The sequence below is a fragment of the Mycobacterium deserti genome (genome assembly GCF_025345615.1).
Lineage (GTDB): Bacteria > Actinomycetota > Actinomycetes > Mycobacteriales > Mycobacteriaceae > Mycobacterium > Mycobacterium deserti.
This window is the reverse complement of the sequence record NZ_JAODWD010000005.1, coordinates 149,891-165,773: the sequence shown is the minus strand read 5'-3', so window position 1 is coordinate 165,773 and position 15,883 is coordinate 149,891. Positions and strand designations below refer to the sequence as shown.

Below are 15,883 nucleotides of genomic sequence, written 5' to 3'. Positions count from 1 at the left end.
CCTTGTCTTTTTTCCCATGCAACACCGTGTGTAGCCGAGACTTGGCGATAATTACCAAGGTATAACTTGGTTATGACGAGCGACTCGGTACTGAAAGCAACGCCTCAGTCAGCGGCGACCGAACTGCGGGAGTCGATGGTGGCGGTGGTTCGCCAGATGCGCAGACACCGGCCCGACCACGGCCTGACGCTGAGCCAGATGGAACTGCTCACCGAGGTCAGCCGCACCGGCGTCATCAGCCCCGCCGACCTCGCGGGCCGGCTGCGGGTGCGGGTGCAGTCGCTGACCGACAGCATCAACGAGCTGATGGGCCGCGACCTGATCGTTCGCCGTCCCGACGAGGCCGACCGGCGCCGCCAGCTCATCGAGATCACCGATGCGGGCACGGACTTGCTCGAGACCGACCGCGCCGAGCGCGACGCCTGGCTGCACGCCACGATGCGCGACAACCTGTCCCAGCTCGAGTTCGACCTATTGATGCTTGTCGCACCGGTGCTTCGCAAGCTGGCATATGCAGACGCAAAAGTGGGCACACTGGCCCTATGACTCAGACGCGGACCTCCACGACCGCGCAAGAGTGGATCTCCCACGACCCCGATCCGGACACCGCCGCCGAGCTGTCGGCGTGCAGCGAGGATGAGCTCGACGAGCGGTTCGCGCGATCGCTCACGTTCGGGACGGCGGGTCTGCGCGGCCCTCTGCGCGGCGGACCCAACGGGATGAATCTAGCTGTCGTGCTGCGGGCCAGTTGGGCCGTTGCCAAGGTACTCAAGGACCGGGGGCTGGAGGGCCGCGACATCATCGTGGGCCGCGACGCCAGGCACGGCTCCGACGAGTTCGCCTTGGCGACAGCCGAAGTGTTTGCCGCTCAGGGTTTTCCGACAACGTTGATGTTCACCGCGGTGCCCACGCCTGTGGTGGCATTCGCCGTGCGGCACGGCGGTGCCGTCGCCGGCATCATGATCACCGCGTCGCACAACCCGCCGAACTACAACGGTTACAAGGTCTACTTCGAGGGCGGCTTTCCGATCGTCGGACCGTCGGACCGTGAGATCGAACAGGCGATGGCGGAGGCACCGCACGCCGACGAGATCCCGCGGCATTCGGTCACACCGTCCGGCGTCGACCAGGTTCAGCGCTACGTCGACCGGGCGTCGCACGTGCGCCACACGCACGGGTCGGTCCGGATCGCGCTCACCCCGCTGCACGGCGTGGGTGGCGAGTTCGCCCTCGACGCCTTCGTGCGCGCTGGGTTCTCGGACGTGCATGTCGTCGAGGAGCAGTTCGCGCCCGACCCCGATTTCCCGACGGTGGAGTTCCCGAACCCGGAGGAGCCGGGGGCGACCGACGCGGTGCTCAAACTCGCCGCCGACGTCGAGGCGGACGTGGCCATCGCCCTGGATCCCGACGCCGACCGGTGCGCCATCGGGGTGCCGACCCCCGACGGCTGGCGCATGCTTTCCGGCGACGAAACCGGTTGGCTACTAGGCGATTATCTGCTTTCACAGATCGAAGCCGGTCCGGTGAAGGACGTCACGGTGGTGGCGAACTCGATCGTGTCGTCACGCATGCTCGCGGCCATCACCGCTGAACACGGCGCCCGCCACGTCGAGACCCTGACCGGGTTCAAGTGGCTGGCGCGGGCCGACCTGGACCTGCCGGGCTGCACGCTGGTGTACGCCTACGAAGAAGCGATCGGCCATTGCGTCGACCCCGCAGGCGTCCGCGACAAAGACGGCATCAGCGCCGCGGTGCTCTTCTGCGACATGCTCGCGGCGCTGCAGCGCCGCGGACACACGGTCCTCGATGCGCTGGACGACCTGGCGCGCCGCCACGGTGTGCACGCAACGCAGCAGGTGTCGCGACGCGTCGACGACTTCGACGAGGCGGCCGCGGTGATGTCGCGGCTGCGCGACACCCCGCCCGATCGGCTGGCCGGTTTCGAGGTGACGGCCACCGACCTGCAGCACAACAGCGGCGACTCCCGCACCGACGCGCTGATCCTCACCGGCGGCGACGACGAGAAGTGGGTCCGGGTGGTGACACGGCCGTCGGGCACGGAACCGAAAGTCAAGTCCTACATCGAGGTTCGATGTGGGGTGGACGGCGACCTGAGCGCCGCTCGCGAGCAGGCATACGCACTGCGGGACCAGGTCGCAAGCGTCGTCGAGCAGCTTTAGCGGCGCTACCGCGGTCCGAACTGACGGTCTCCCGCGTCGCCGAGGCCCGGCACGATGTAGGCGATGTCGTTGAGTCGCTCGTCGATGGTCGCTGTGAACAGTCGCATGTCGGGGGCGACTTCCTCCAGTGTCGCTATCCCCTCGGGCGCGACCACCACGCAGATCGCGGTGATGTCAACGGCATTGCGTGAGTGCAGCAGCTTGATGGTGTGCGCCATCGACCCGCCGGTCGCCAGCATCGGATCGAGCACCATTACCGGCTGAGTGCTCAGATCGTCGGGCAGCGACTCCAAATACGGTGTGGGCTGGTGGGTTTCCTCGTCACGCGCGACGCCGACGAAGCCGACGCGGGCTTCGGGGATCAGCGCGTGCGCCTGGTCGACCATGCCGAGACCGGCGCGCAGCACCGGAACGAGCAGGGGCGGGTTGGCCAGCCGGTAGCCGGTGGTCTCGGCCAGCGGCGTGCGCACCGAGATCGCGTCGGTGGCGGCGTCGCGGGTGGCCTCGTAGACCAGCATCAGGGTCAGGTCGCGCAGCGCGGCCCGGAACGTCGCGTTGTCGGTGAGCTCGTTGCGCAGGGTGGTCAGCCGCGCGGCGGCCAGCGGGTGGTCGACGACGCGCACATCCATGCGCCGCACATTAGTGGAACCGATGCGCGCCGGACGCCGTCCTAACGGCATGTTCGCCGATACCGATGCCATCCGCGCGCTGGGTAATGCCTCCGGTGACCAAGCCGCTGACCTCGCCGCGATCGCGGCCGCACTGTCGACGCTGCCGGGCGCGGGGGCCGCCGAGATGCTGGGTCCCGTCGGCGCAGGCTTCCTGGCCGCGTTGGCCGAGGCGGCCGCCGACGGGGCCCGCGCGGTGACCGCTTTGAGCGACCGGCTGTCGGCGACGGGCGGCACCGCGTTCGGCACGGCGGCCGCGTACGACGCCGCCGACCACGACGCCGGCACGTCGATCATCGGGGTCTAGCGGTGCCGGGCGCGCTGGTGGCGCAGGTGGTCGAGGCGATCCGACGGGTGCGTTCGACGGTGGGCCCGGGCTTTTCCGTGGGTCCACTCGCCGATCCGGCGGCGGCGCTCGAGCGGACCCGCGACGCGCTCATGGACGTGTCGGCGGCGGCGCGGCGGTCGTGGCTTCACGCGCAGGCGTCCTGGTCGGGTTCAGGTGCCGACGCCGCCGCCGGGTCCATCGCGTCGACGGTCGCAGCGATCGACGGACTCGCCGAGCGCGTCGACCGGATGAGCGCCGCCGCGGGTACCGCGTCGGCGGCGGTTCAGCGCGCCGACGCGCGGTTGCGCGCCATCGCCGACGACTTCGAGGCGCGCGCAGCGGCGCTCGAGCCGTTCGTGGACTCACCCCAGGTGGCGCAGGCGTTGCTCGCCGAGGCGCAACGCTCGCTCGACGAGGCCGTCGCTGTGGTTAGGGAGCTGCAGGCCGAGCTGGACGGCCATACGGCAGCGCTGACTTCTGAGGCGACACCGGCGTCCACGGCACCTCTCGCCACGGCGCCGGCGGGCATGTCCGCGCCGGCGATGCCGTCGATGCCCTCACAGAGTGGCGGGGGCGGCGGGTGGGGTTCGGCGATCGGCGAATTGGCTTCGCTTGCTTCGCATCCGGAGACGGCGCGCGACCTGCCCGATGCGGCGACGTTCGGCGACGGCGTCGCCATCCGCCTGCCCGACGGCAGCACGGCGTTGGCGCCGAATGCGACGGCGGCGAGCGCGGTTCGACACGCTTTGACCCAGCTCGGTGTGCCCTACGAGTGGGGCGGTACGACCCCGGGCGTGGGCTTGGACTGCAGCGGACTCACGCAGTGGGCCTACGGCCAAGCGGGCCTGAACATTCCGCGGCTGGCGCAGGAGCAGGACATCGGCGCCGCCGTGGGCGCGGGGGATCTGCGGCCGGGCGACCTCGCGGTGTGGGACGGTCACGTGGCGATGGTCGTCGGCAACGGCACGATGATCGAGGCGGGCGACCCGGTGAAGTTGTCGCCGATCCGAACCGACAACGTCGGTCAGGGATTCCAGGGTTTCTGGCGTCCGACGGTGTGAATCGTCAGCCCGGCGATTCGACGACGGTCTTGATGCGTTCGAGGGTCGTGCGCATATCGCGCAGGTTGCGACGCTTGCGAACGTAGCCGAGTAATTCCAGCGGCCGCAGGACCGGCGACTCAATAGTCCGGAATGCCTCGGTCACGTCGGTTCCGCTGCCTTCGGGCAAGAACGCGTAGTGCCAGTGCCAATTGTTCACCGCGCGCTCGCCGACTAGCACCGCGAAGCCGAACTCTCTACCTGGGTCACACGCCGTAACTCGACACGTCGTCCAGTACACGGGACCGATCTCGTTGCGCTTGACGTGGCCGCGGAACCGCGCGCCGATCGCGGGTTCGTCGACTTCGTCGAGCCATTCGGCGTCGAACGTCTCCGGCGAGAACCGCCCGGTGTTCCTGACGTCGGAGACAAGGTTCCAAATGTCCATCGCCGGCGCATTCATGTGAACCGTCACCGCTCCGCGCATCAGCGGCTCAGGCCCTGCACTGCCGCGGACAACTGTCCGTAGACGGACAATTCCGTCGACACCTGCTTCACCACGAACTCCTCCCCCACTGCGTCGACGCGTCGACGCAGTTCCGATGTAGCCCGTCGTCGGCGCCGCGCTGCGCCCCACGCCACGAACGGCCGAATCAGCACGCGCAGCGCCAATCCGAGGGCAAGTCCCCCGGCCAGCAGAACGGTCGGCCAGGCGAATGGCCCTAGTGCCGGCGGGTCGAGATCGATCTGCAGGTAGGCCAGTACGGCGAGGAGGCCCAGCCACAATCCGCCCGCCACCGCTGCGGCCAGAAGGACCCACTGGATCACCTCGATCAGCCGCCACCACCGCGGTGACCGCTCCGTCCCGAGTTCGGCGCCGCCCACGGCCCGGTCCAGGGCGTCGGGCACAGCAGCGGTCCGCGACTTCGCCGCCTCGAGTACCAACCGGGGCCACGGCGCAGGCAGTCCGGTCGACGCGGTTTCTACCAGCGAGCGGACGGCACTGTCCACCGCCGCGCGCGAGGCCGCCGACGCCGACGGCAACGACGTCCGGCGCAGCACCTCGTTGCCGTCCGATGCGGCAGAGTGTCCGATTCCTAAGCGGCGCAACGGGTCAGGCCGCAGTTTGGGGATCAGGCGCAGCGGCGGCCAGCCGACCGCCGCGAGCCCTCGCCGCTCGTAGGCTCGGCCTACGGCACTCACCACCGTCGGAACGCCTGCGGCCGCCGCGAGCGCGGTCTGCAGCCGTCGCTCGGCGTCGCGCAAGGCGGGCCCGGACCGTTGCGGTGGGACGAGCGGCGTGAGACGACTGGCCATCGAATCCAGATCAGCGTTCACCCGCGCGGTCCGCGCCCGGTGATTGGCCACAGTCGACACCAGGAAATCACGAAGCGGCACAACGCCGTCCGGCGTCACGGCCGATGTCGCCAGGACCGACACCCCCGCCAAGCCATCCTCGGCCAGCAGCCTGTCGACGTCTCGGACACACGCGGCCAGGTCATCAGCGGGCAGCCGGTCGGACTGGTTGAGCACCACCACCATCACGTCTCGATGCGCGGCGAGCGGCCGCAGGTACGAATCGTGCAGCGCTGCATCGGCGTACTTCTGGGGGTCCAGTACCCAGACGAACGCGTCGACGAGCCGCACCAGGCGGTCCACCTCCGCCCGGTGGGACAACTCGGTGGAGTCGTGATCGGGCAGGTCGAGCAGCACCAGCCCGGACAGCCCCGGAGCAGACGAGGCATCGCTGTATTGCCGCGTCCCGATCTCCAGCCAGTCCAGCAGTTCCGTCGCGCCGGCAGGCCCGAAGACGACCGCTTGAGTCGCCGACGTCGTGGGCCGTCGTATCCCGACGGTGGCCAACGGCGCTCCCGCAATCGCGTTGAACAATGAGGACTTTCCGCTGCCGGTGGCTCCGGCCAGCGCGACGACGGTGTACTCGCCGGTCAGCCGCAACCGGGCGCCGGCCCGTTGGTCCAGGGCATGCAAGTCGGCCAGTAGTTCCTCGGGCAGTCGCCCGACGCCCAACTCGGCCACCGACGACAACGCTGCCAACCTGTCGGCGAGGGTCACCGCAGTACTGCCGCAACGCGATCGGCGGCCGAGCGCAGCTCGGCACCGGACGTCATCGATCCCGCCGAACCGAGCACCTGGCGGTAGCGGGCGGCGTCCTGATCCAGCAGTCCGTCGACGCGAGCCAGCAGGTCGTCGCGGGCCTGCCGGGCCAGACCGCGAACAGCCTGTTCGCCGAAGATCGCCTCGAGCACCTTCTGGCTGGCCACCGTCGTGCCTCCCGCCACCGCGATCTCGGCGCCGGTCAGCCCGGCCGTCTGGCTGAACACCGCGAGCATGACGACGAGGCCGGCGCCGTTGACGCCGTACGACGCCAGGCGCGCCCCTGACCGTTTCGACGCGCCTTCGGTGCGGACCAACTCCAGCACGAACTCCTGCCAGTCGCGGACCAGCCGCTCGACGCTATCGGTCAGTCCGGGCGAGGGCCGGGCGAGCTCGTCGGTCAGCAGCGGGGCCCCGGCCTGATGCCGCGCCCAGCAGGCGTACGACGTCTCCGCGGCTTCCTCCACCGCCGCCTGCACGACGGTCGCGATGCCGGACTCCAATGCCGATCCGAGTTCTTCCACCGGCGTCGGCCGTCCGCTCACTGCGGCGACCACACGGTCACGGATCCGGCCGACCCGTGACTCGAGCCTGCGCAGGAACTCGCCCGTTCCGACCACGTCCTGCCAGCGGGCGAGCACCTCACCGCGCAACAGCGCGCCGTCGCGGATCGCTTCCTCCACCCGAGTCAGCGCACCGGCGTAGGCCGAGGACACGCACGATTCGAGTTGTGCGCGCACAGCAGATTGCTCATCCGCGGCGCTCGCCAGCGCATACGTCCGCGGCGGCAGGCTGCGCAGCGCCCCGTCCAACGTGTAGCGCACCACCGCCACCCGCTGCTCGGCATCAGCGGTCAACCAGGCCAACCATGAGCGAATGGGCCGAACCGCCTTGTCCTTCAGCCGTCCGCCGCGCAGGTGCTGCTCTTCGATGACGAACAGCGGCGCACCACCCAGTCCGTTCGCCGCGAGCATGTCCGTCAAGTGCCCACCCACGTCCTTGACCGCATCCGGCGGGCAGCGGTCGAGCACGATGGCGATGGCCGTGCCGCGGTTGCGCGCGGTGTGCAGCAGCTGCCACGGCACCGCATCGGCGTAGCGGGCGGCGGTCGTCAGGAAGATCCACAGGTCGGCGGCGGCCAGCAGCGTGGCAGCGAGCTCCCGGTTCGTGCTGACGACGCTGTCGATGTCGGGGGCGTCCAGCAGCGCGAGGCCGGGGCCGATACCGGGGTGCGGGGCCACGCGTAGGCCGTCGGGCCCTGATGATCGCGGCAACTGCGGCAGTATCCGGTCGCTGGTGAACCAGTCGAGATCCGACGGATGGCACACGATCACGGGGCCCCGCGTGGTTGGCCGCAGCACACCGGCCTGGCTCACGTCGTCGCCGACCAGCGAGTTGATCAGTGTCGACTTCCCTGCGCCGGTGGACCCGCCGACGACCGCAAGTAGGGGCGCGTCGATGGTGAGCAGGCGGGGAATCAGGTAGTCGGCCAGCTGTCCGGTCAACTCGCGGCGGTCGGATTCGGCCGGCCACGCCGACGGCGCCGGCAGCGGAAACGTCGTATGCCTCAGCGCTGTGCTCAGATCAGTCACCGCGTCGATCAGCTCGGCGGCTTCCGTCATTGCTTCAGCCTTCCCTAGGTAGCTTTCAACGGGGGTTGATTTGATACCCGAACTCGAAACGGCGACACCTCGCTGAACGTGACCGGCAAGGTCGATGGCTATTCTGTGCGCCATGGCTGCTGACATCGTGCCGATTCGGCTTGGGCTGACCAAGGGCGACCACTACACGCTGTGGGCGCCCAGGTGGCGTGACCAGGGCGATGAGTGGGAAGCCTTCCTCGGCAAGGACGAGGACCTGTACGCGTTCGATTCGGTGGCCGACCTGGTCGGGTTCGTCCGGACCAACACCGACAACGACCTCACCGATCACCCCGCATGGCAGAAGCTGACCGAGGCGAACGCTCACCGGCTCGATCCCGCCGACGACCGGCAGTACGACCTCATCGAGGTGGAGGAACTGGTCGCCGAGAAGCCGACCGAGGAATCGGTGGCCCGGCTGCACGGCGCCCTTGCCATCGTTTCGTCCATCGGTTCGGTGTGCGAGCTGCCTGCCATCACCAAGTTCTTCAACGGCAACCCGGTACTCGGCAATCTCGGCGGTGGTATCGATGCGTTCAGCGGCCGCGCCGGGCGCAAGCGGTGGAGCGAAATCGAGACGGTCATCAACCGCGGCTGGGACGGCGTCATCGACGCACTCGACGAGGTCATCACCAAGCCTGACGTCGACAAAGCCGCATCGGAGAAGGCCGAGGCCGAACTCGCCGAGCCTGCGCCAGAACCCGAGGAAGAAGAAGACATCGAGGTCGAGGAGACCGACGAGTCCGACGTCGAGGAAACCGACGATCTCGAGGATCACGCCGATGGCGCCGTGCTCGGCAGCGACGACGATTTCTGGCTCAAGGTGGGCATCGACCCCGTGCGGATCATGACCAGTGGCGGCACGTACTACACGCTGCGCTGCTACCTCGACGACCAACCGATCTTCCTGGGCCGCAACGGAAGAATCAGCGTGTTCAGCTCCGAGCGTGCGCTCGCGCGCTATCTGGCCGACGAGCACGATCACGACCTGTCCGATCTGGCCACCTACGACGACATCCGCACCGCCGCGACCGACGGCTCGCTGGAGGTGACGATCAGCGACGAGAACGTGTACGTGCTGACCGAGATGGCCGACGATCTCGCTGACGGACCCGAAGCAATCGACCGGGACCAGTTACAGCTTGCTGTCGAATTACTCAGGGACGTCGGCGATTACGCCGAAGATCCGATCGTCGAAGAGTCGCTCGACGTGGATCAGCCGCTCGGCAAGGTGATCGCCCACATCCTGAGTCCCGACACCGTGCGGCGCCCGAGCCCGCCGTACGCGAAGGCCGTCGAGCAGTGGGAGGCGTTGGAGTCCTTCGTCGAGTCGCGACTGCGCCAGGAGTAGCTAGCGGCCGGCGGGGCTTGCGGGAAGAACTCAGCCGATCAGCACGGCATAGCGCGGCTTGATGATGTCGTCGATGATGGCCAACCGCTCATCGAACGAAATGAACGCCGACTTCATCGCATTGATGGTGAACCGCTGCAGATCGCTCCAGCCGTAGCCGAAAGTCTCCACGAGCCGGAGCATCTCCTGGCTCATCGTCGTATCGCTCATCAACCGATTGTCGGTGTTGACGGTGACGCGGAAGCGCAACCGGGCCAGCAGGTCGAACGGATGCTCGGCGATGCTGGCCACGGCACCGGTCTGGACATTCGACGACGGGCACATCTCGAACGGAACTCGCTTGTCGCGCAACAGCGCTGCGAGCTGGCCCAGGCGTGCGACGCCGTCCGCACCCACCGCGATGTCGTCGGCGATCCGCACACCGTGGCCCAGCCGGTCGGCGCCGCAGTACGCGATCGCCTCGTGAATCGACGGTAGGCCGAACGCCTCACCCGCGTGAATCGTGAAGCGCGCATTGTGACTTCGCATGAACTCGAACGCATCGAGATGCCGCGTCGGCGGATAGCCTGCCTCCGCCCCTGCAATGTCGAAGCCGACGACGCCCTTGTCCCGGAACCGAATCGCCAGCTCGGCGATCTCGCGTGACCTCGCCGCATGCCGCATCGCGGTGACCAGGCACCGCACCGTGACCGCCCGCCCCTCGGCGCCGGCGGCCTTCTCGCCGTCGGCGAAGCCGGCCAGCACCGCGTCGACGACCGCGTCCAGCGTGAGGCCACCGTCGATATGCAGCTCGGGGGCGAACCGGATCTCCGCGTACACCACGTTGTCGGCGGCCAGATCCTCCACGCATTCGTAGGCGACCCGGTGCAGCGCCTCCGGCGTCTGCATGACCCCGACGGTGTGGGCGAACGGCTGCAGATAGCGCTCGAGCGATCCGCTGTGCGCGGCCGTGCGGAAGAAGTCGGCAAGCTCGTTCACGTCGGCGGCGGGCAGATCGTCGTAGCCCGACGCCTGGGCCAGCTCCAGCACGGTGGCCGGGCGCAGGCCGCCGTCCAGGTGGTCGTGCAGAAGCGCCTTCGGCGCGCGCTGGATGTTGTCCAGGGTCAACGGCGTCGTCATGTCACTCCCGGATCCTATCGATGATCAGCGGTTGCGCGGACGGCGTCGAATCCCCGACCCGCCATGCGCCGTCCAATTCGGCGATCGCGGCCTCGAACCGTTGCGGGGTCTCGGTGTACAGCGTGAACACCGCTTCCCCGGCGGCGACGGCCTCACCCCGGCGGCGGTGGATGTGCAGCCCAGCGCCGGACTGCACCCGCTCACCGGGTACCGAGCGGCCCGCACCGAGCCGCCATACCGCCAGACCCACCGCCATCGCGTCGATGTTCTCCATCGTGCCACCGCGCGAGGCCGTGATGGTCTCGGCGTGAACAGCGACAGGCGAACTCTGCGCCAGGTCACCGCCCTGCGCGGCGACCAGCGCCCGAAACCGGTCCATCGCCGAACCGTCGGCCAACGTCTGCGCCGGATCGACGCCGTCCAGCCCGGCCTCGGCGAGCATCTCGGCCGCCAGCGCCAGCGTCAGCTCCACCACGTCGGGCGGCCCGCCACCGGCCAGCACCTCCAGCGATTCGGAGACCTCGACGGCGTTGCCGACGGCCCGGCCCAGCGGCGTGGACATGTCGGTCAGCAGCGCACTGGTCGCCAGCCCGTGTGCGGCACCGAGTTCGACCATGGTGCGGGCCAGCTCACGCGCTTGTCGCTCGGTCTTCAAGAAGGCGCCCGAGCCGACCTTGGTGTCGAGCACCAGCGCTGCGGTGCCCTCGGCGATCTTCTTGCTCATCACCGAACTGGCGATCAGCGGCAGCGACTCGGTGGTCGCGGTGATGTCGCGCAGCGCGTAGATCTTGCGGTCGGCCGGCGCCAGCTCACCCGCCGCGAAGATCGCCGCGCCCAGGTCGCAAAGCTGTTGTCGTATCTGAGCTTTCGAGATCTCGGCGGTGAAGCCGGGAATCGACTCGAGCTTGTCCAGCGTGCCGCCGGTGTGCCCCAAGCCGCGCCCCGCCGCCTGCGGCACCGAGCCGCCGCACGCCATCACGACCGGCACCAACGGAATCGTGATCTTGTCGCCGACGCCTCCGGTGGAGTGCTTGTCCACCAACGCCAGTGGTCTCCCGTCGCGGCGCAGATCCGTGAAATCGAGCCGCTCACCCGAGGACACCATCGCGGCGGTCCACCGGGCGATCTCGGCGTTCGTCATCCCGCGTAGGAAGATCGCCATCAACAGTGCCGACATCTGCTCGTCGGCGACCCGGCCGTTGGTGTACGCGTCGATCACCCAGTCGATCGCCGCATCCGAGAGCGCACCGCCGTCGCGCTTGGTCCGGATGACGGTCGGAGCGTCGAATGTGAACTGCGTCACGGGGTTTGCTCACCCCTTCGCCGCGCCAAGTCGTCGGGACCGAACGCGTCGGGCAGCAACTCTGCCAGCGGCCGCGGCCCATCGCGGTGGTCGATCAACATCCGCGTGCCGCCGTGTTCCATCAGCACCTGTCTGCACCGCCCGCACGGCATCAAGATCTCGCCGGCGGCGTCCACACACGACAGCGCGACGAGCGTCCCGCCGCCCCCGGAATGCAGCGCGCAGACCACAGCGCACTCGGCGCAGAGACCTAGGCCATATGAGACATTTTCCACATTGCAACCGGTGACCACCCGGTCGTCGTCGACCAGTGCCGCGGCACCGACCGGGTACCCCGAGTACGGGGCATAGGCACGGGTCGACGCGTCAGTTGCCCTGCGCCGCAACAAATTCCAGTCAATTTCGGATGTCATGCCACCCTCGCAGTGCTGATTCTGAATCCATTCCGAAGCCCCGTCCTATGGCCGACCTCACGAAATAGGCCACCCTAAGTTCCGCGTTTTTCCAGACATCGACGGCTAAACCGTAGTTCGTTTAGCAGTACAACTGGGTTTAGAGTCGCCCCGAGGTTCGGGCTAGGTCCTGCCTGGCCCAAACGTCCACCGAAGGCGTTGGAGGCCCGATGAGTACTGCGACACCCGCGAAACCGGATGTACCGGCTCCGCGTTCCGGACCGTCGCGCAGACGCACCCTGTATCGCGGTGATCCCGCGATGTGGTCCTGGGTGCTGCATCGCATCACCGGTGCGACGATCTTCTTCTTCCTGTTCGTCCATGTCCTCGACACGGCGCTGGTGCGGGTCAGCCCGCAGGCCTACAACGAGATCATCGAGACCTACAAGACCCCGATCATCGGCCTGATGGAGGTCGGGCTGGTCGTCGCCGTGCTCTATCACGCCCTCAACGGCATCCGGGTCATCCTCATCGACTTCTGGTCCAAGGGCCCCAGGTACCAGCGCAAGATGCTGTGGGTCGTCGTCGGTGCCTTCCTGGCGATCTTCATCCCGTCACTCGGCGTGATCGGCATGCACATGGTGGAGCGGTTCCTGTGATGGCCGGAGCCGCCGGGCCGGCGACATCAGGCCGAGAGAATCCCTACGACCACATCACCGAGCGCGGCGGCCCTGCGCCGGTCATGCAGCGCAGCTACGACCGCCCGGCGGGCCTGGACAATCCACGCGCCCCGCGCAGCAGGGGCGGAATGCCGAACTTCGAGAAGTACGCCTGGCTGTTCATGCGCTTCTCCGGCCTCGTACTCGTGTTCCTGGCGCTGGGCCATCTGTTCATCATGTTGATCTGGGACGAGGGCGTATACCGGATCGACTTCAACTACGTCGCCGAACGCTGGAGTTCGCCGTTCTGGCAGACCTGGGACCTGCTGCTGCTGTGGCTGGCCCAGCTGCACGGCGGCAACGGCATGCGCACCATCATCGCCGACTACACCCGCAAGGATTCAACCAAGTTCTGGCTGAACACCCTGTTGGCGTTGTCGATGGCGTTCACCTTGGTCCTGGGCACCTACGTGCTGCTGACCTTCGACGCGACCATCTCCTGACGGGCAGGTTGTAAATGATTGTCGAACATCGCTACGACGTCGTGATCGTCGGCGCAGGGGGCGCGGGCATGCGCGCCGCGGTCGAGGCCGGCCCCCGGGCCCGCACGGCCGTGCTGACCAAGCTCTACCCGACCCGCAGCCACACGGGCGCGGCTCAGGGCGGCATGTGCGCGGCGCTGGCCAACGTCGAGGACGACAACTGGGAATGGCACACCTTTGACACGGTCAAGGGCGGCGACTACCTGGCCGACCAGGACGCTGTCGAGATCATGTGCAAGGAAGCCATTGACGCAGTGCTGGATCTCGAGAAGATGGGGATGCCGTTCAACCGAACCCCCGAGGGCCGCATCGACCAGCGCCGGTTCGGCGGGCACACCCGCGACCATGGCAAGGCGCCGGTGCGCCGAGCCTGTTATGCCGCCGACCGCACCGGCCACATGATTCTGCAGACGCTGTACCAGAACTGCGTCAAACACGACGTGGAGTTCTTCAACGAGTTCTACGCACTCGACATCGCGCTGACCGAGACGGCCGCAGGTCCCGTCGCCACCGGCGTCATCGCCTACGAGCTGGCCACCGGCGACATCCACGTCTTCCACGCCAAGGCCATCGTGTTCGCCACCGGCGGGTCGGGCCGGATGTACAAGACCACCTCGAACGCGCACACGTTGACCGGCGACGGCCTGGGCATCATCTTCCGCAAGGGACTTCCCCTGGAGGACATGGAGTTCCACCAGTTTCACCCGACGGGTCTTGCCGGGTTGGGCATCCTCATCTCGGAGGCGGTCCGCGGTGAGGGTGGTCGGTTGCTCAACGGCGAGGGTGAGCGTTTCATGGAGCGCTACGCGCCCACCATCGTCGACCTCGCCCCGCGCGACATCGTGGCCCGCTCAATGGTGCTCGAGGTGCTCGAGGGTCGCGGCGCCGGACCGAACAAGGACTACGTCTACATCGACGTGCGCCACCTCGGCGCGGACGTTCTCGAAGCCAAGCTGCCCGACATCACCGAGTTCGCCCGCACCTATCTGGGCGTCGACCCGGTCAAGGAACTGGTGCCGGTCTACCCGACGTGCCACTACGTGATGGGCGGCATTCCCACGACGGTCAACGGTCAGGTGCTGCGCGACAACACCACGATCATCCCCGGCCTCTACGCCGCCGGCGAGTGCGCCTGCGTTTCGGTGCACGGCGCCAACCGGCTGGGCACCAACTCGCTGTTGGACATCAACGTGTTCGGTCGCCGCGCAGGCATCGCCGCGGCCAATTACGCACTGGGACACGACTTCGTCGACATGCCGCAGAGCCCGGCGGACATGGTGGTCGGCTGGGTCGGCGACATCCTGAGCGAGCACGGCAACGAACGCGTCGCCGACATCCGCAACGCGCTGCAGCAGTCGATGGACAACAACGCCGCGGTGTTCCGCACCGAAGAGACCCTCAAGCAGGCGCTCACCGACATCCACGCCCTCAAGGAGCGTTACAGCCGAATCACCGTGCACGACAAGGGCAAGCGCTACAACAGCGACCTGCTCGAGGCGATCGAGCTGGGCTTCCTGCTGGAGCTGGCCGAGGTGACCGTCGTCGGAGCACTGAACCGCAAGGAGTCTCGCGGCGGCCATGCCCGTGAGGACTACCCGAACCGCGACGACACCAACTACATGCGCCACACCATGGCCTACAAGGAAGGCAGCGACCTGCTGTCCGACATCAGGCTGGACTACAAGCCGGTGGTGCAGACCCGGTACGAACCGATGGAGCGCAAGTACTGATGACGATCAGCCCCGAGATCGAGAAGAAGGACACCCTCGAGCCGCCCGTGCCCGAGGGCGCGGTGATGGTCACGCTGAAGATCGCCCGCTTTAACCCCGAAAACCCTGACGCGGCAGGGTTTCAGAGTTTCCGGGTGCCGTGCCTGCCCAGCGACCGGATGCTCAACCTGCTGCACTACGTCAAGTGGTACCTGGACGGCACACTGACGTTCCGCCGATCGTGCGCGCACGGCGTGTGCGGCTCGGACGCCATGCGGATCAACGGCGTGAACCGGCTGGCGTGCAAGGTGCTGATGCGCGACATGCTGCCGAAGAACCCGAAGAAGAAGCCGCTCACCATCACCATCGAGCCCATCCGCGGTCTGCCCGTGGAGAAGGACCTCGTGGTCGACATGGAGCCGTTCTTCGATGCCTACCGCGCCATCAAGCCGTACCTGATCACCAGCGGCAACGAGCCGACGCGTGAGCGCATCCAGAGCCAGACCGACCGCGCCCGCTACGACGACACCACCAAGTGCATCCTGTGCGCGTGCTGCACGACGAGTTGCCCGATCTACTGGAGCGAGGGCAGCTACTTCGGCCCGGCCGCGATCGTCAACGCGCACCGGTTCATCTTCGACAGCCGCGACGAGGGCGCCGCGGAGCGGTTGGACATCCTCAACGAGGTCGACGGCGTGTGGCGGTGCCGCACGACGTTCAACTGCACCGAGTCCTGCCCCCGCGGCATCCAGGTGACGCAGGCCATCCAGGAGGTCAAGCGCGCGCTGATGTTCGCGCGTTAGCGGTGATTTCGGCGCGCAAACGATCGCAGAGCGA

The 15,883-nt window shown here is 67.8% G+C and carries 16 protein-coding genes; 9 read left to right on the top strand and 7 right to left on the bottom strand.

Annotated elements, in window-relative coordinates; all coding sequences use genetic code 11:
* Nucleotides 1-72: 72 nt before the first annotated feature.
* Both N4S67_RS20610 and N4S67_RS20605 read left to right on the top strand, forming a co-directional pair.
* Complete coding sequence (locus N4S67_RS20610; RefSeq protein WP_260994883.1) at nt 73-546, top strand: MarR family winged helix-turn-helix transcriptional regulator; 474 nt, start codon at nt 73-75, stop codon at nt 544-546.
* Nucleotides 543-2,180 carry a phospho-sugar mutase gene (locus tag N4S67_RS20605; protein WP_260994882.1) on the top strand — a complete coding sequence of 546 codons (1,638 nt, stop codon included), beginning with the start codon at nt 543-545 and terminating at the stop codon, nt 2,178-2,180. The genes N4S67_RS20610 and N4S67_RS20605 overlap by 4 nt, the downstream gene beginning before the upstream one ends.
* A 5-nt stretch (nt 2,181-2,185) precedes the next feature.
* Here the strand turns inward: N4S67_RS20605 and upp are convergent, their stop codons facing one another.
* Entirely contained in the window at nt 2,186-2,809 is a 624-nt protein-coding gene (gene upp, locus N4S67_RS20600; RefSeq protein ID WP_260994881.1) for a uracil phosphoribosyltransferase, read from the bottom strand.
* On the opposite strand from upp, the gene N4S67_RS20595 reads away from it, so the two are divergent.
* Both N4S67_RS20595 and N4S67_RS20590 read left to right on the top strand, forming a co-directional pair.
* Complete coding sequence (locus tag N4S67_RS20595) at nt 2,808-3,155, top strand: type VII secretion target (protein ID WP_260994880.1); 348 nt, start codon at nt 2,808-2,810, stop codon at nt 3,153-3,155. The two genes, upp and N4S67_RS20595, sit on opposite strands and share 2 nt — an antisense overlap.
* A 2-nt stretch (nt 3,156-3,157) precedes the next feature.
* On the top strand, nt 3,158-4,237 hold the full coding sequence (locus tag N4S67_RS20590) for a C40 family peptidase (RefSeq protein WP_260994879.1): 1,080 nt from the start codon (nt 3,158-3,160) through the stop codon (nt 4,235-4,237).
* Between the two features lie 4 nt (nt 4,238-4,241).
* Here the strand turns inward: N4S67_RS20590 and N4S67_RS20585 are convergent, their stop codons facing one another.
* Genes N4S67_RS20585 through N4S67_RS20575 form a run of 3 tightly spaced genes read right to left on the bottom strand, consistent with a single transcriptional unit; the run spans nt 4,242 to nt 7,953 of the window.
* Entirely contained in the window at nt 4,242-4,703 is a 462-nt protein-coding gene (locus N4S67_RS20585; protein ID WP_260994878.1) for an SRPBCC family protein, read from the bottom strand.
* Nucleotides 4,703-6,289, bottom strand: coding sequence for a GTPase (locus N4S67_RS20580; RefSeq protein WP_260994877.1), 1,587 nt, complete (start codon nt 6,287-6,289; stop codon nt 4,703-4,705). Before N4S67_RS20580 ends, N4S67_RS20585 begins: the two co-directional genes overlap by 1 nt.
* Nucleotides 6,286-7,953, bottom strand: a complete 1,668-nt coding sequence (locus N4S67_RS20575) for a GTPase domain-containing protein (RefSeq protein WP_260994876.1) — start codon at nt 7,951-7,953, stop codon at nt 6,286-6,288. The genes N4S67_RS20580 and N4S67_RS20575 overlap by 4 nt, the downstream gene beginning before the upstream one ends.
* Before the next feature lie 112 nt (nt 7,954-8,065).
* Here N4S67_RS20575 and satS point away from each other — a divergent pair, with 112 nt between their 5' ends.
* Entirely contained in the window at nt 8,066-9,322 is a 1,257-nt protein-coding gene (gene satS, locus N4S67_RS20570) for a protein export chaperone SatS (protein WP_260994875.1), read from the top strand.
* Between the two features lie 30 nt (nt 9,323-9,352).
* Here satS and N4S67_RS20565 read toward each other — a convergent pair whose 3' ends face one another.
* The 3 genes from N4S67_RS20565 to N4S67_RS20555 are packed head-to-tail and all read right to left on the bottom strand — an operon-like array spanning nt 9,353 to nt 12,157.
* Nucleotides 9,353-10,441 (bottom strand): adenosine deaminase, encoded by a 1,089-nt coding sequence (locus tag N4S67_RS20565; protein ID WP_260994874.1) that lies wholly within the window; start codon nt 10,439-10,441, stop codon nt 9,353-9,355.
* Between the two features lies 1 nt (nt 10,442).
* Nucleotides 10,443-11,744, bottom strand: coding sequence for a thymidine phosphorylase (locus tag N4S67_RS20560; protein WP_260994873.1), 1,302 nt, complete (start codon nt 11,742-11,744; stop codon nt 10,443-10,445).
* Nucleotides 11,741-12,157, bottom strand: a complete 417-nt coding sequence (locus N4S67_RS20555) for a cytidine deaminase (protein WP_260994872.1) — start codon at nt 12,155-12,157, stop codon at nt 11,741-11,743. Before N4S67_RS20555 ends, N4S67_RS20560 begins: the two co-directional genes overlap by 4 nt.
* Before the next feature lie 209 nt (nt 12,158-12,366).
* On the opposite strand from N4S67_RS20555, the gene sdhC reads away from it, so the two are divergent.
* The 4 genes from sdhC to N4S67_RS20535 all read left to right on the top strand — a co-directional run bounded on the left by sdhC (nt 12,367) and on the right by N4S67_RS20535 (nt 15,849).
* Nucleotides 12,367-12,795: a succinate dehydrogenase, cytochrome b556 subunit gene (sdhC, locus tag N4S67_RS20550; protein WP_260994871.1), complete on the top strand. Its 429-nt coding sequence runs from the start codon at nt 12,367-12,369 to the stop codon at nt 12,793-12,795.
* A gap of 83 nt (nt 12,796-12,878) precedes the next feature.
* On the top strand, nt 12,879-13,298 hold the full coding sequence (locus N4S67_RS20545; protein WP_260995272.1) for a succinate dehydrogenase hydrophobic membrane anchor subunit: 420 nt from the start codon (nt 12,879-12,881) through the stop codon (nt 13,296-13,298).
* A 14-nt stretch (nt 13,299-13,312) separates the two neighbouring features.
* The gene (gene sdhA, locus N4S67_RS20540; RefSeq protein WP_260994870.1) at nt 13,313-15,067 is read left to right on the top strand and encodes a succinate dehydrogenase flavoprotein subunit; all 1,755 of its coding nucleotides are present in this window, start codon (nt 13,313-13,315) and stop codon (nt 15,065-15,067) included.
* On the top strand, nt 15,067-15,849 hold the full coding sequence (locus N4S67_RS20535; RefSeq protein WP_260994869.1) for a succinate dehydrogenase iron-sulfur subunit: 783 nt from the start codon (nt 15,067-15,069) through the stop codon (nt 15,847-15,849). Before sdhA ends, N4S67_RS20535 begins: the two co-directional genes overlap by 1 nt.
* Nucleotides 15,850-15,883: the final 34 nt, after the last annotated feature.

Excerpts from the sequence above, each read along its gene's own strand:
- sdhC (WP_260994871.1), top strand. The coding sequence starts at position 12,367 with ATGAGTACTGCGACACCCGCGAAACCGGATGTACCGGCTCCGCGTTCC.
- upp (WP_260994881.1), bottom strand. The coding sequence starts at position 2,809 with ATGGATGTGCGCGTCGTCGACCACCCGCTGGCCGCCGCGCGGCTGACC.
- N4S67_RS20595 (WP_260994880.1), top strand. The coding sequence starts at position 2,808 with ATGCGCCGCACATTAGTGGAACCGATGCGCGCCGGACGCCGTCCTAAC.
- N4S67_RS20555 (WP_260994872.1), bottom strand. The coding sequence starts at position 12,157 with ATGACATCCGAAATTGACTGGAATTTGTTGCGGCGCAGGGCAACTGAC.
- N4S67_RS20585 (WP_260994878.1), bottom strand. The coding sequence starts at position 4,703 with ATGCGCGGAGCGGTGACGGTTCACATGAATGCGCCGGCGATGGACATT.
- N4S67_RS20605 (WP_260994882.1), top strand. The coding sequence starts at position 543 with ATGACTCAGACGCGGACCTCCACGACCGCGCAAGAGTGGATCTCCCAC.
- satS (WP_260994875.1), top strand. The coding sequence starts at position 8,066 with ATGGCTGCTGACATCGTGCCGATTCGGCTTGGGCTGACCAAGGGCGAC.
- N4S67_RS20535 (WP_260994869.1), top strand. The coding sequence starts at position 15,067 with ATGACGATCAGCCCCGAGATCGAGAAGAAGGACACCCTCGAGCCGCCC.
- sdhA (WP_260994870.1), top strand. The coding sequence starts at position 13,313 with ATGATTGTCGAACATCGCTACGACGTCGTGATCGTCGGCGCAGGGGGC.
- N4S67_RS20575 (WP_260994876.1), bottom strand. The coding sequence starts at position 7,953 with ATGACGGAAGCCGCCGAGCTGATCGACGCGGTGACTGATCTGAGCACA.
- N4S67_RS20545 (WP_260995272.1), top strand. The coding sequence starts at position 12,879 with ATGCAGCGCAGCTACGACCGCCCGGCGGGCCTGGACAATCCACGCGCC.
- N4S67_RS20565 (WP_260994874.1), bottom strand. The coding sequence starts at position 10,441 with ATGACGACGCCGTTGACCCTGGACAACATCCAGCGCGCGCCGAAGGCG.
- N4S67_RS20610 (WP_260994883.1), top strand. The coding sequence starts at position 73 with ATGACGAGCGACTCGGTACTGAAAGCAACGCCTCAGTCAGCGGCGACC.